Origin of the sequence: Nocardia sp. NPDC051570, from assembly GCF_044454005.1 — a bacterium.
Lineage (GTDB): Bacteria > Actinomycetota > Actinomycetes > Mycobacteriales > Mycobacteriaceae > Nocardia.
On the sequence record NZ_JBITDI010000019.1, the window covers coordinates 69,817 to 84,188 of the forward strand.

Annotated in this window: 11 protein-coding genes; 5 read left to right on the forward strand and 6 right to left on the reverse strand. The window is 68.2% G+C overall.

Features of this window, described 5'->3' with window-relative positions; all coding sequences use genetic code 11:
- Nucleotides 1–273 precede the first annotated feature (273 nt).
- The 3 genes from ACIA76_RS35370 to ACIA76_RS35380 all read right to left on the reverse strand — a co-directional run bounded on the left by ACIA76_RS35370 (nt 274) and on the right by ACIA76_RS35380 (nt 6,319).
- Nucleotides 274–3,291, reverse strand: coding sequence for a bifunctional [glutamine synthetase] adenylyltransferase/[glutamine synthetase]-adenylyl-L-tyrosine phosphorylase (locus ACIA76_RS35370; RefSeq protein WP_397158391.1), 3,018 nt, complete (start codon nt 3,289–3,291; stop codon nt 274–276).
- A 62-nt stretch (nt 3,292–3,353) separates the two neighbouring features.
- Entirely contained in the window at nt 3,354–4,691 is a 1,338-nt protein-coding gene (gene glnA, locus ACIA76_RS35375; RefSeq protein ID WP_397158393.1) for a type I glutamate--ammonia ligase, read from the reverse strand.
- Between the two features lie 83 nt (nt 4,692–4,774).
- Nucleotides 4,775–6,319 carry an alpha/beta hydrolase gene (locus ACIA76_RS35380; protein ID WP_397158396.1) on the reverse strand — a complete coding sequence of 515 codons (1,545 nt, stop codon included), beginning with the start codon at nt 6,317–6,319 and terminating at the stop codon, nt 4,775–4,777.
- A gap of 141 nt (nt 6,320–6,460) precedes the next feature.
- On the opposite strand from ACIA76_RS35380, the gene panB reads away from it, so the two are divergent.
- On the forward strand, nt 6,461–7,327 hold the full coding sequence (gene panB, locus ACIA76_RS35385) for a 3-methyl-2-oxobutanoate hydroxymethyltransferase (RefSeq protein WP_397158398.1): 867 nt from the start codon (nt 6,461–6,463) through the stop codon (nt 7,325–7,327).
- A 61-nt stretch (nt 7,328–7,388) separates the two neighbouring features.
- Here panB and proS read toward each other — a convergent pair whose 3' ends face one another.
- Nucleotides 7,389–8,828 carry a proline--tRNA ligase gene (proS, locus tag ACIA76_RS35390; protein WP_397158400.1) on the reverse strand — a complete coding sequence of 480 codons (1,440 nt, stop codon included), beginning with the start codon at nt 8,826–8,828 and terminating at the stop codon, nt 7,389–7,391.
- Between the two features lie 113 nt (nt 8,829–8,941).
- On the opposite strand from proS, the gene ACIA76_RS35395 reads away from it, so the two are divergent.
- The 4 genes from ACIA76_RS35395 (at nt 8,942) to ACIA76_RS35410 (ending at nt 12,194) form a co-directional block, all read left to right on the forward strand.
- Nucleotides 8,942–9,400 carry a hypothetical protein gene (locus ACIA76_RS35395; RefSeq protein ID WP_397158402.1) on the forward strand — a complete coding sequence of 153 codons (459 nt, stop codon included), beginning with the start codon at nt 8,942–8,944 and terminating at the stop codon, nt 9,398–9,400.
- The gene (pip, locus tag ACIA76_RS35400; RefSeq protein ID WP_397158403.1) at nt 9,400–10,359 is read left to right on the forward strand and encodes a prolyl aminopeptidase; all 960 of its coding nucleotides are present in this window, start codon (nt 9,400–9,402) and stop codon (nt 10,357–10,359) included. Before ACIA76_RS35395 ends, pip begins: the two co-directional genes overlap by 1 nt.
- Nucleotides 10,359–11,243, forward strand: a complete 885-nt coding sequence (locus ACIA76_RS35405) for a CHAD domain-containing protein (protein ID WP_397158405.1) — start codon at nt 10,359–10,361, stop codon at nt 11,241–11,243. The genes pip and ACIA76_RS35405 overlap by 1 nt, the downstream gene beginning before the upstream one ends.
- Nucleotides 11,244–11,306: 63 nt before the next feature.
- Nucleotides 11,307–12,194, forward strand: a complete 888-nt coding sequence (locus tag ACIA76_RS35410) for a DUF4436 family protein (RefSeq protein ID WP_397158407.1) — start codon at nt 11,307–11,309, stop codon at nt 12,192–12,194.
- 3 nt (nt 12,195–12,197) lie between these two features.
- Here the strand turns inward: ACIA76_RS35410 and ACIA76_RS35415 are convergent, their stop codons facing one another.
- A complete protein-coding gene (locus ACIA76_RS35415) occupies nt 12,198–13,634 on the reverse strand; it encodes an RNB domain-containing ribonuclease (protein WP_397158408.1) in 1,437 nt (478 codons plus the stop codon).
- A 14-nt stretch (nt 13,635–13,648) separates the two neighbouring features.
- Nucleotides 13,649–13,981: a hypothetical protein gene (locus ACIA76_RS35420; protein WP_397158410.1), complete on the reverse strand. Its 333-nt coding sequence runs from the start codon at nt 13,979–13,981 to the stop codon at nt 13,649–13,651.
- Nucleotides 13,982–14,372: the final 391 nt, after the last annotated feature.

Below are 14,372 nucleotides of genomic sequence, written 5' to 3' on the forward strand. Positions count from 1 at the left end.
ACACTATGCGGAACGCAGGTTCCGGGTGTTCGACACCCCGGGGACCCGCGCGCCGGAGTGCAGGAGACCTCGGCGGCGCAGCGTGCGCTCCAGACGACTATCAACGGATATCGCGCCGCGCCTGTTCCCCGCAAACCAATTCTCACTCATCCGACGGAGAATCCGCCTGCCCCCGAGCCATCCGAATCATCCCATTCTCGTCTCAGCCAGCGGGTACCCGCCGACCCGGCCGCCTACCGCAGACATACAGCGATCTGCGCCACACCCGCTCGTCTACCCGTCCCCGCCGAACACGCGCTCCACCACCGTTTTCGCCCGGCGCGTGACGCGCATGTAGTTGTCGAGGAATTCGCTGCCATCGTCGTTGGGCCACCCCGCGACGCGTGCGATTGCCGATAGTAGGCGGCCCGGGCCGGGTAGCTGGTCGGCAGACTTGCCGCGGACCAGCACCAGCGCGTTGCGGGCCTTGGTCGCGGTGAGCCAGGCGTCGCGCAGCAGGGCGACGTCCTCGGGATCGAGCAGATCGGCCGCCTCGATCACATCGAGCGATTCCAGCGTGGAGGTGTTGTGCAGTTCGACCACCTCGTGGGCGTAGCGCAACTGCATCAGCTGCACGGTCCATTCGATATCGGCCAGACCGCCGCGGCCGAGCTTGGTGTGGGTGGCCGGATTCGCGCCGCGCGGCAGCCGCTCGGAATCCACGCGCGCCTTGATGCGCCGGATCTCGCGCACCGCATCGCCGGAGACGCCGCCCTCGGGATAGCGCACGACATCGATCATGTGCAGGAACCGCACGCCCAGCTCCTGATCGCCCGCGACCTGATGTGCGCGCAGCAGCGCCTGCACCTCCCAGGACTGCGCCCACTGCTGGTAGTAGGCCTGGTAGGCGGCCAGCGTGCGCACCAGGGCGCCGTTGCGACCCTCCGGGCGCAGACCCGCGTCGACCTGCAGCGGCGGATCGGTGCTCGGGGCGCCCAGCAGCCGCTGCACCTGTTCGGCCACGCCGATCGCCCATTTCACCGCGACCGTCTCGTCGGCGCCGGGCCGCGGATCGCAGACGAACAGCACATCGGCATCGGAGCCGTAGCCCAGTTCCAGGCCGCCGAGCCGGCCCATGCCGATCACCGCCAGCGCCGCGGGCGCGGGTCCGCCCAGTTCGGCCTCGCTCGCGCGAATCACCGCCTGCAGCGCGGCCTCCAGCACCGAGACCCACACCGCCGACAGCGCCTTGCATACCTGCGGCACATCGAGCATGCCGAGTACATCGGCCGAGGCGACGCGCGCGAGTTCGTGGCGGCGCAGCGAGCGCGCGGTGGCGACGGCGCGCTTGGGATCGCCGTAGCGCGCGGCCCCGGCGAGAATGCCCTCGCGCACCTGATCGGGCTGGGTCGCCAGCAGCAGCGGACCCTCCGGTCCGTCGGCGAACATGCGGATCGTCTCGGGCGCGTTGATCAGCAGATCCGGCAGATAGGCCGAGGAGCCGAGCACGATCATCAGCCGCTGCGCGATCGCACCCTCGTCGCGCAGCTCGCGCAGGAACCAGATCTGATCGTCGAGCCCCTCCGACACCCGCCGATACGCCAGCAGTCCGGCATCCGGATTCGGCGTCTCCCCAAGCCATTCCAGCAGTGTCGGCAGCAGCAGCGCCTGGATGCGGCCCTTGCGCCCGACCTCGTTGGTGAGCGCCTTGAGATGGCCGAGCGCATTCTCCGGCGCCGCGTAGCCCAGGGCGGCGAGCTGGCGCACGGCCGCGGCCGGGGACAGTCGCAGCGCGTCGGCGTCCAGGCGCGCCACCGATTCCAGCAGCGGCCGATAGAACAGCTTGGCGTGCAGGCGCCGAACCCGCATGGTGTTGCGCTTGATCTCGCTGCGCAGCACCCCCACCGCGTCCTGGCGGCCGTCGGGCCGCATATGCGCCGCGCGCGCCAGCCAGCGCATACCCTCCTCGTCGTCGGCGGCGGGCAGGGTGTGGGTGCGCTTGAGCCGCTGCAACTGCAGCCGATGTTCGAGCAGGCGCAGGAATTCGTAGGAGGCGGTGAGATTGGCGGCATCGTCGCGGCCGACGTAACCGCCCGCGGCGAGCGCGGTCAGCGCCTCGACCGTGCCCTGTACATGCAGCGACTCATCGGCCTTACCGTGCACCAGTTGCAGCAGCTGGACGGCGAATTCGACATCGCGCAGGCTGCCGTGCCCGAGTTTGAGCTCGCGCTCGCGCAGATCCGCGGGCACCTGATCCTCCACGCGGCGGCGCATGGACTGCACATCGGTGACGAAATCCGGGCGCTCCGAGGCATTCCAGACCATCGGCATCAGCGCGTCGCGGTACTGCCGCCCCAGCTCCAGATCCCCGGTGGCCGGGCGCATCTTCAACAGCGCCTGGAACTCCCAGGTCCGCGCCCACCGCTTGTAGTACGTCACATGCGAATCCAGCGTGCGCACCAGCGCGCCGGCCTTCCCCTCGGGGCGCAGCGCGGCGTCGACCTCGAAGAAGGCGTTGCTCGCCACGGTCATCGTCTCCGCGGCCAGCCGGGTCGCGGTGGTGTCGGCGGGTTCGGCGACGAACACCACATCCACATCGGAGACGTAATTCAGTTCGCGCGCACCGCATTTGCCCATCGCGATCACGCCGAGGCGCACCGGCACCGGCCCGTCGGGGCAGACCCGGGCCACCGCCACCGCCAGCGCCGCGGTCAGCGCGGCATCGGCCAGATCGGTCAGCTGCCAGCCCACCTGCTGATAGGGCAGCACCGGCTCGTTCTCCACGGTGGCGGCCAGATCGTGCGCGGCCAGCAGCATCAGCTGATCGCGATATCGTTTGCGCAGCAACGCGATCACGTCCGGACCGGCATTACCCGCGCGATAGAGCATCGGCCCGGCGCCGTCACCCTGCTCGGGGGTCGCCGCGACCGCGTCGAGCAGATCGGCGATCAACTCGTCGCGGGCGGGCAGATCACCGCGCCGCAACAGCCGCCAGGACTCCGGATCGGCCACCAGATGATCGGCGAACGCGCTCGACGAGCCGATCAGCGCGAACAGCCGCCCGCGCAGCGCGGTCTCGGCGCGCAACGCCGAATCCACTGCGGCCCACTCGGATCCGAGCCGCTCCCGGAGCCGGATCAGCGTCAGCAGCGCCAGATCGGCGTCCGGCGAACGCGATAACGCCCACAGCAGCGGAATACTCTCGACGTTGTCCCACGCCAGCTCTCGCAGCGAATCGGCGGCCGTCGGCTCGAGCAACCCGAGCCGTCCGGCACCTGGCACCGCGGGACGGGCAGTCGGTGGCCGTACCATGCCCTTCAACCTACAGGGTCGCGTCCGGACAATGCGGACATTGTTCCCGGTTCGTGCCCGCTCTAGAAGTCCAGGTACTCCGCCAACTCGTACGGGGTGATCTGGGCACGGTAGCCCGCCCATTCGCGGCGCTTGTTGCGCAGGAAGAAGTCGAAGACATGCTCGCCGAGGGCCTCGGCGACCAGTTCCGAACGCTCCATCGCCTTGAGCGCCTCGTCCAGGCTGCCCGGCAGCTCACGGAAACCCATGGCGCGCCGCTCGGCCGAGGTCAGCGACCACACATCGTCCTCGGCCTCCGGCGGCAGCGTGTAGCCCTTCTCGATGCCGCGCAGGCCCGCGGCCAGCAGCACCGCGAAGGTCAGATACGGATTGCACGCCGAATCGGGGCTGCGGATCTCGACCCGGCGCGAGGACTGCTTGTTCGGGGTGTACATCGGAACCCGAACCAGCGCGGAGCGATTCGACCGGCCCCAGGACGCCGCGGTCGGCGCCTCGCCGCCGTGCACCAGCCGCTTGTAGGAGTTGACCCACTGATTGGTGACGGCGCTGATCTCGTTGGCGTGCTCCAGGATTCCCGCGATGAACGCCCGCGCGGTCTCCGACAGGTTGAGCGGATCGTCGGGATCGGCGAAGGCGTTCTGCTCACCCTCGAACAGGCTCATATGCGTATGCATGGCCGAACCCGGATGCGCGGCAAAGGGTTTGGGCATGAACGACGCCCGCACGCCCTCATCGATCGCCACCTCCTTGATGAGGTAGCGGAAGGTCATCACGTTATCGGCCATCGACAGGGCGTCGGCGTAGCGGAGATCGATCTCCTGCTGGCCGGGCGCGCCCTCGTGATGGCTGAACTCCACCGAGATGCCCATCGACTCGAGCGAGTCGATGGCGTGGCGGCGGAAGTTCGGGGCCTCGTCGTGGACCGTCTGATCGAAGAAGCCGCCGTTGTCCACCGGCACCGGATTGCCGTCCACCAGACCCGATTTCACCAGGAAGAACTCGATCTCCGGATGGACGTAGCAGCTGAAGCCCAGATCGCCGGCCTTGTTCAGCTGCCGCCGCAACACGTGGCGCGGATCGGCCCACGACGGCGAGCCGTCGGGCATCGCGATATCGCAGAACATGCGCGCCGAATGCTGATGACCCTTACTGGTCGACCACGGCAGCACCTGGAAGGTCGAGGGATCGGGCCGGGCCACCATATCGGCCTCGGATACGCGGGCGAAGCCCTCGATGGCCGAACCGTCGAAGCCGATACCCTCCTCGAAGGCGCCCTCCAGCTCCGCGGGAGCGATCGCGACGGACTTGAGATACCCCAAGACATCCGTGAACCACAGGCGTACGAAGCGAATATCCCGCTCCTCGAGCGTCCGCAGCACGAATTCCTTCTGGCGATCCATAGCCGCGAGCGTAAGCAAGCGGCGTTAAATCCGTGTTACATAGCCAGTTCCCGACGGAAAGCGTGTCGGGACAGCAACCATCCTCATCCGCACGTGAGCCCGGCCGGGGGCTCCTTCAGCTCGACCAGGTAGTCGAATACCGCATTGTCGACACACGACACGCCGCCCGACAGAAACGCCGTATGCCGGGTGCCGCGGTTGGTGATCAGCGCCGCGCCCAGGTCCTTGGCCAGGTTGACGCCCGACTGATACGGGGTGGCCGGGTCCTGGGTGGTGGAGATGACCACGGTCTTGGGCAGGCCCGGGGCCGAAATCTTGTGCGGGGTCTCGGTATTGGGCACCGGCCAGAACGCGCACAGCTCGAGCGGAGCGTGCCCGGTGGCGTGGCCGTCGTCGAGGAAGGGTGCGGCCTTGCGGATCTCGCCGTCCTCCTGATCGGTCACCGCCCGGTCCTTGACCGCGGGATCGTCGACGCAGTGGATGGCCAGGAAGGCGTCCTGGGCATTGGAATAGCTGCCGTCGGGACGGCGGCCGTCGTAATCGTCGGCCAGCGCGAGCAGGATATCGCCGTGCCCGCCGATCGCCTGGGTCAGCCCGGCGGTCAGCACCTCCCAGCGGTCCTCGGCGTAGAGGCTGTTCTGCACGCCGGTGATCGCATCGCTGTAGGTCAGCGGGCGGCCGTCCTTGGTTGCCAGCGGGTGATCCCACAGCGGCGCCATCAGCGCGCGGAATCGTCCCACCGACTGCGCCGGATCGGTGCCCAGCGGGCAGTCGGAATCCTTCGCGCAATCCGCGGCGTAGGCGTCGAACGCCTTCTGGAATCCGGCGACCTGCTGCAGCGACTCCTGCACCGGCTGCTGTTCGGGATCGACCGCGCCGTCGAGCACCAGCGCCCGCACCCGATCGGGGAACTTCTCGGCATAGGCCGAGCCCAGGCGGGTGCCATAGGAGTAGCCGACGTAGGTGAGCTTCGGATCGCCCAGCACCGCCCGGATGACGTCCATATCCTGCACCACCTCTCGGGTGCCGACATGGGCGAGGAAGTCGTTGCCGGTGCGCTCGGTGCAATGCACCGCGTACTGCTTGTTCTCGTTCTCCGCGGCCGCGATGCCCGCGGGCGAGTTGTCCTTCTGCGGTTCGGCGCGCTGATCGTCCCATTCCTTGGCGGTCAGGCAGGCGATGGCGGGTGTGGACGCCCCGATGCCGCGCGGATCGAAGCCGATCCGATCGAATCGCTCGGCCAGCGGCGTGCCCTTACCCTGCGTCGCCATCGCCAGACCGCCCACGCCCGGGCCGCCGGGATTGATCAGCACCGAGCCGATCCGCTGGCCCGTGGCCTTGATTCGCGATACCGCGATCTGGGCGGTGCCGCCGTCGGGCTTGGCGTAATCGATCGGGACGGTGATCCGGGTGCATTCGGCATCGCGCGGGAACCGGTCCTGCGGATCGCTGGAGATTCCGGTGCAGCTGCTCCACTGTGGGGTCTGCTTGTAGAAGCGATCCAGTGCGGCGGGCGTCGGGGCGGACGAGGACTGCACGGGCTCCTCCTTACCGGAGATGGTGCAGGCGGCAGCCACACATGTCAGGGCCACGAGGGCGGCGACACGACCGGAACGCAACAACGACATGGTCCGATCCTGCCATCCCGTCGCCTGTGACCAATTCCATGGTTCTCATCCCTTAAATCCGTGATCGGCCCGATGCACACTGAGGGGGTCATACCAACCCGGGGACCCGTATCGGGCCTCGAGGCGACAACGAGAGGGACGATGATGTCCGATCAGGAAAACGCTGCCTACGGTGCTGTTGGGGCGGGCTGGGGGACAAAGACCCAGCCTTCCAAGAAGAAGATTCGAGTACAGCATCTGCAGCAGATGAAGGCCGCGGGCGAGAAGTGGGCGATGCTGACCGCCTACGACTACTCCACGGCGAAACTGTTCGAAGAGGCCGAGATTCCGGTGCTGCTGGTCGGCGATTCGGCGGCCAATGTCGTCTACGGCTACGACACGACCGTGCCGATTTCGCTGGACGAGCTCATCCCGCTGGTGCGCGGCGTGGTGCGCGGCGCGCCGCATGCGCTGGTGGTGGCCGATCTGCCGTTCGGCAGCTACGAGGTGTCCCCGCAGCGGGCGTTCGACACTGCCGTGCGCCTGATGAAGGAGGGCGGCGCCCAGGCGGTGAAACTCGAAGGCGGCGAACGGGTTTCGGAGCAGATCGCGACCCTGACCGCGGCCGGCATCCCGGTGATGGCGCATATCGGCTTCACCCCGCAGTCGGTCAACACCCTGGGCGGTTTCCGCGTACAGGGCCGCGGTGACGCCGCGGAGCAGCTCATCGCCGACGCGCTGGCGGTGCAGGAGGCCGGCGCGTTCTCGGTGGTCATGGAGATGGTGCCCGCCGAACTGGCCGGCCAGGTCACCCGCAAGCTGACCATTCCGACCGTCGGCATCGGCGCCGGCGCGGATTGCGATGCCCAGGTGCTGGTCTGGCAGGATATGGCCGCCTACACCAGCGGTAAGACCGCCAAGTTCGTCAAGCATTTCGCCCAGATCGGCGATCAATTGCGCAGCGCCGCAGCGGCTTACGCCGATGAGGTACGCAGGGGCACCTATCCGGCCGCCGAGCACAGCTTCTGATCCGAGCCCCACTCCGGTCCCTGGAGGTCCCGGCACGCTCTTCGCCGGGACCTCCAGGGCCTCAGTAGGCCCGCCCGAAGATCACTCGCTTCCCGTACGCCGACGCGGCCCCGCAGCGTACACACGCCCCCGCGGCCGGATTACCTTCCAGCGGAATACATCTGGGTGTCGCGGCCGTGACGGACTTGATATCGGCCTCACACGCCGGGGCGCCGCAGTGCAGGCTCAGCGCCCATCCCGTCGCCACCGCCGCGACGAACTCGTCCCAGGTGTCGGCCGGATGGGTGTGCTCATCGCGGAACGCGGTCGCGCGGGCGAGCAGATAGTCCTGGAACTCGTCGAGGATCCCGGGCAGTACGGTCGGCAACGCATCGATCGCGACGGCCTGTTTCCCTTCGCCGCCAAGACGTTTCACCATCATCGCGGTGCCCGCCTCGAGATCGCGCGGCCCGAGTTCGAGCCGGATCGGCACGCCGCGCATCTCCCATTCGTTGTACTTGAATCCGGGCGTGAGCTGCGGGCGGGCATCGACATGGGTGCGCACACCCGCCCCGCGCAGCCGCCCCGCCAACTGCTGGGCGGCCTCCTCCACCGCGGTATTGCCGCCGCGGGTGATCGGGACGATCACCACCTGATGCGGTGCGAGCCGCGGCGGGAACACCAGTCCCTTGTCATCGCCGTGGGTCATGACGACGCCGCCGATCATCCGGGTGCTCATACCCCAGGATGTGGTGTGGCACAGCTCCTCTCGGCCCTCCTCACCGGTGTAGCGGATATCGAACGCCGTAGCGAAGTTGGTGCCCATGTAATGGGAGGTGCCCGCCTGCAGCGCGCGACCGTCGCGCATCATGCCCTCGATGGTGTAGGTGGCCACCGCCCCGGCGAAGCGCTCCCCCGGGGTCTTCTCGCCCGCGATCACCGGCATCGCGGCCAGATCCCGCGCCACCTCGTGATAGAGATCCAAGGCCAGCATGGTCTCCCGGTGCGCATCGTCGGCATCGATATGGGCGGTGTGACCCTCCTGCCACAGAAACTCGGTGGTGCGCAGGAACATTCGCGGCCGCAGCTCCCAGCGCACCACATTGGCCCACTGGTTCAGCAGCAGCGGCAGATCGCGGTGCGAGCTGATCCACTTGGCCATCATCTCGCCGATGATCGTCTCCGAGGTCGGCCGCACCACCAGCGCCTCCTCGAGCTCCTTACCGCCGGCGTGGGTGACCACCGCCAGCTCCGGCGCGAAGCCCTCGACGTGCTCGGCCTCGCGGGCCAGATAGCTCTCCGGGATCAACAGCGGGAAGTAGGCGTTCTCGTGGCCGGTGGCCTTGATGCGACGGTCGAGTTCGGACTGCAACTGCTCCCACAACCGGTATCCGTACGGTCGGATGACCATGGTGCCCTTGGCCGGGCCTCGATCGACGAGGCCGGCCTTGAAGACCACCTCGTTGTACCAGGCAGCAAAGTCCTCACTCTGGGCGGTTACCCCGCGCTCATCCCGTGCCATACCGCAGAGATTACTGGGGGCCGTGCCGATTACGGCTCGAGGTTCGGGCGAGCGATACCGATCAATGGCAGACTCGGAGGCCGACGCCAGAGTAAACCGAACAAAGGGTACAGATGTCGCAGAGCCGTTGGAGGACTCGCGGTGCGTTCGCCGCCCCAGCCGTGGTGGTGACCGCACTGATCGCCGGATGCGGGGGTGGCGCGAACCAATCGACGACGCCCGCCGGATCCAGCGGGTCGATCACGTCCACGGCCCGTCCCACCGGCTCGGCCGCGCCCGGGACCGGCGTCAAGCCCGCCCCCGCGCAGGTCACCGACGAGATCGGCAAGCAGCTGTGCGATGCGATCTCCCCGCAGCTGTCGGACTGGCGCGTGCAGGGCCCCACGCTGGGCCGGGTGGCGCTCAACATCACCGTGCACGACTGGGCGGCCCGCAACGGCGGCATCAATCTGCAGGTCCTGGCCGATAAGCCGATCGTCGACCGGATCACCACGAAGAACTGCCCGGATGTCCGCACCGAGGCGCTCAAGGCGCTCGAGCTGCAGGATCTGGCGGCGGGGATCGCGTTCTGATGCGCGCCCCGTACCTGCCCATCGAACCGAACCGCCAGGGTCTGCTGGATGTCGGCGACGGCCAGCAGATCTACTGGGAGGAGAGCGGTAACCCCGACGGTAAGCCCGTGGTGTTCCTGCACGGCGGCCCCGGCGGCGGCACCTCCCCGTTCCAGCGTCAGTTCTTCGATCCGCGGGCCTATCGCATCGTGCTGTTCGATCAGCGCGGCTGCGGGCGTTCGGTCCCGCATATCGCCGACGGCGCGAGCCTGGATACGAACACGACGTGGCATCTGGTCGCCGATATCGAAAGACTGCGAACGCATTTGGGCGTCGAGCGCTGGCAGGTATTCGGCGGCTCGTGGGGTTCGACTTTGGCGCTGTCCTATGCGCAGACCCATCCCGATCGCGTCACCGAATTGGTGTTGCGCGGCATATTCCTGTTGCGCCGCAAGGAGATCGACTGGTATTACAACGGGCCCGCCGGTTACGTGTACCCTGACGAATGGGACAAGTTCCTGGCACCGGTGCCGGAATCCGAGCGCCGAGGAGATCTCGTGAGCGTCTATCACGGGCTGTTGCATTCCCCCGATCCCGAGGTGGCCACCGCCGCGGCCGTCGCGTGGTCCACCTGGGAGGGCGCGACGAGTTCGTTACTGCCACAACCGGATCGGGTGGCCGAATCCGGTGATCCGCGATTCGCGCTGGCGTTCGCGAAGATCGAGAATCATTACTTCATGCACGGCGGCTTCCTCGACGACGGGCAGCTGCTGCGCGATATCGACCGCATCGCCCACATTCCCGGCGTCATCGTCCAGGGCCGCCACGACATCGTCTGCCCGGCGATCAGCGCCTGGGATCTGCACAAGGTGTGGCCGAATTCGGAACTGCACATCGTCGACGACGCCGGACATGCGGCCAGCGAGCCGGGTACGACCCACTACCTGATCGAGGCCACCGACAAGTTCCGGAACAGCTGATGCGCACCGCAGCCGGTCCCGCCCTCGTCGCCGCCCTGGCCGACGATCTGGACCGGCTGCTGTCCGCCGAGCCGGACGTGCGCGCCGACCGCCCCGATTCGGTGCACAGCATGCGGGTGGCGACCCGCCGCCTGCGCAGCGTGCTGCGCTCGTATCGAAAGGTGTTCCACGACAAGCCGATCGGTGAGATCCGCGACGAATTGCGTTGGCTGGCCGGGTTGTTGGGTGTCGCGCGCGATGCGGAGGTGCGCGCCGAACGCTTCGCCGCGCTGACCGAGGAGCAGCCCACCGAACAGCGGCGCATCGGGCGGCGCCTGGTCTCGGCCGAACGCGCGAAGTACACCCGCGCGCACAAGGCCGTGCTGCGCGCCCTCGACGGCGACCGCTACGCGAACCTGCGCGAACGTCTGACGCAGCTGCGCTCGGATCCGCCGCTGCACAAGAAACGCGCCAAGGCCGAGGCTGCCGATATCTTCTCCGCGGTGCTACGCAAGGACTTCCGGCGATTACGCACGATGGTGCGCGCCGAGCCGGAGGTGCCGGAGACCGATCGCGTCGAACATCTGCACGAGATCCGCAAGGCCGCCAAGCGATTGCGCTATTCCTCCGACGCCGCGATCGGGGTGCTGAACGGCCCGGCCGAGGAGCTGGCCCGCAACGCCAAGAAGCTGCAGTCGGTGCTCGGCGATCATCGCGACGCCATCGAGGCCGTGGCCATGATCCAGACCCGCGCCGCCGCCGCGCGCACACGCGGAGCCGAGACCGACGTCTATGACGCGCTGTCGATGTCCGAGGCCGCGGCGGCCCGCAAGGCCTTGGAGAACTATCCCGTCGCCGCGGAGTTCCTGCAGACCAAATACAGACATCGGGACATGCTCGGCTAGTGATTTGCCAATTGTTAGCCGTGTCGCGAGGATTGGGCAGCGCCGCGTGGCTACCATCGCCGGATGCAGCATCGGGCGAAGAACGGAATCCGCGGGTGGCTCTGGGCCGCCCTCGCCGCGCTGGCGCTGATCGCGATCATGGCCGCCAGCCTGGGCATGTACGAGGTGGGCCGCAACCGCGCCGATAAGGTCTATTCTTTCGGGGGCATCGACGCGCCGGACCGGGCCGAGGTGAGCTTATCGATCAGCAGGATCGATACCGCGACGCAGACCGCGACGATCGCGGTGAACGTCTTCGCCCGGGGCGCGCTCGCCGACGAGGCGGGCGACTTCCGAACCGATGCGGTGCTTCTCATGCCGACGGCCGCGAAATCGGATCCGATTCCGCTGAAGGCGGGCCATCCGGTATCGACCATCGATACGAGGCTCGAATTGCTCGGCACCACCACCGATTACCCCTTCGACACCTACCACACCCGTCCGGTGGTTCAGGTGCTCGGCAGCGACGGCCGTGCGGTCCCGACCATGGTCACGATCGCCAACAACGACGCGTTCTTCCAGCTCGCGAGCAGGTTCAGCGCCGCGGACGGAGGCGATCCCACGCTGGTCGACCTGACGCTCGACGCCCGGCGCACGACCCCGACCACGACCTTCGCCGTCTTCCTCATGGTCCTGATGCTCGGACTGGCGATCGCCGTCGTCACGACCGCCTACTACGTGCTGCGCTGGCGGCGCGGGCTGCTGTTCCCGGCGTGCTCGTTGATGGCGGTGATGCTGTTCGCGGTGGTACCGCTGCGCAATGCCGTCCCCGGTAACCCGCCGATCGGCTCGGTCATCGACTTCGCCTCGTTCTTCCTCGCCGAGGGCATCATCTCGGTGGCCCTGATCGTCACGGTGATGATCGGCTATCGCGTCGAGATCGCGATGGAGCGCGTCGCGGCGCGGCAGTGAACGTCAGTCCGCCGGAAAGGCGAAAGTGACCGTGCGCGTGGCGGGTTCGGATTCCACCAGCCGCACCCGCACCCGCCAGCCCTCCGGCGGGGAGCCGACGCATTTGGCCACCACCGGCGGATCGGCGACGAAGATCTCCGCGGGACGACTGCCGTTGGCCTCCCGGACCACCACCGCGCGGAACACCGAGCCCACGCGGCTCGCGAGCACCATGGATTCGGTGAGATCCAGGCATGCGCGCTCGAGCTTGCCCGCGACCCCGTCGCCGCGGCGCATCGCCTCCGCGGCCTCGGCCAGTCCGGTGCGCACCCAGCGCGGTACGGGCGTCCCGGCGCAGCGGGCCAGGCAGATCTCGGTGGCGTAGCGGTCGGCCAATCGGCGCAACGGCGCGGTGACATGGGCGTAGGGAGCGCCGATTCCGCTGTGCTGCACGATATTCGGCAGCTCGCCGTCGACCACGGTGTAGGTCGCGCCGCGCAGCAGGCCGGTGGCCTCCGACATCAGCACCAGCGCCGCGGGCGTGGTGGGGTCCAGCCCGGCGAGCATCCGGCCCACGGAAACCTCGGCGGGCCAGTGGACCCCGAGCGCGGCCGCGGTGCGCCGCATCGAGTCGATCGCGGGCTGCTGCGGTGCGGGCATCGTGCGCAACAGGCCGAGCCGGTCACCGTCGTCCAGCATGATGCGGGCCGCGCAGATGCCGGTCAGCAGCGAGACCTGTTCGTTCCAATCGTCGGCGGCGGTGCGCGGTTCCAGGACCAGCTGCCAGTTGCGGGTCACCCCGTCGTCGTGTTCGTCGCGCACGACCGTCTGCTCGGGCAGCCGCAGCCCGATCGCGCCGCGGTCGAGACCGGCCTCGATGCGCAGCCGCCCGAATTCGGGCAGCGCGGCGATCGAGGGATGGAGCCGACCGGCGTCGGCATCGGCCTGGACGGCGGCGTAGTCCAGGCGGGCACGGGAGCGCACCAGCGCGCGCTCGACCGAAAACCGTTGCGGTTCGCCCGCTTCATCGCATTCGATGGTCCACAGCGCCGCCGGGCGGTCCTGATCCGGCAGCAGGCTGGCCGAACCCTCCGAGAGCACCGTCGGATGCAGCGGCACATTGAGGTCGGGCAGATAGAAGGTCTCGCCGCGCGCATGGGATTCGCGGGCCAGCGGCCCGTCGGGCGCGATGACGGCTGCCACATCCGCGATGGCGTACCGCAGCAGGAAGCCGGAGGAGGTTCGTTCGAGATACAGCGCCTGGTCCAGATCCAGCGCGCCGGGCGGGTCGATCGTGACGAACGGGATGTCGGTGCGATCGGCCCGGGAGCCCGCGAACGCGTCGACCGCGTCGCGGGCCTCCGAGACGGCCTCGGCCGGATACTCCGAGGCCAATCCGAATTCGGTTCGTACGACGCCGAAATCGACCGGCGCCGACACGATCCGCTGATGGAGTTCCACGCGGAGACGCTGAGCTACTGCAGCGCCAGCATGGTGCCGCTCAACTGGTCGAACGGACCGTACACCGTGAACACGACCCGACCATCCGGGTACTTCGAGGACAGATCGGCCGCCGAATCGAGCGCCTGCCCGAACGACGCGGCCGAGGGATGGGGCAATGCGCCGATGGCATTCCCGATGTGGGTCTGGTGCACCCACTGGGTGTCACCGGGGGTGAGGTCGACCTGCACCCCACCCGGCAATGGTGTCACCGCGACCGCCGAAGCGGACCCGGCCCCCAACACGGCCAAAACCGAAGCAGCACCGGCGATCATGGCACCGGCAACCAACTTGCGAACCAAGCGCATAGAGATAGAACCTGCTTTCCGACGTCGTTGACACCCACAGCCCCGTTGCCGCCCCCAGGCAACGGAACTTTCCAACGAGCAACACTCTATGACGTTTGTCACGGATAAGGCCACTCGAGCACAGATCACCGGGGCGGGCCCGGCGTGCCGTATCCAGTCCCACTCGGGCTCAATTGGATTCCGCGCGTTTCAAACGTGTCCAACGCCACGCCGGAGGAGGGTCGCAACCCCGGGTGCCTCGGCATTCACGTCCGCGTGCGGCCGCGCGGCGGCACGACCGTGATCGATCCGGCGGCCGCCCGAGGTACGGCAGACCGATCGGTACCAATTGCCGGATTCGATGCCGTCCACGGCAATTCGTGACGCGTCCCCGACTCCATGATCAAGAGCC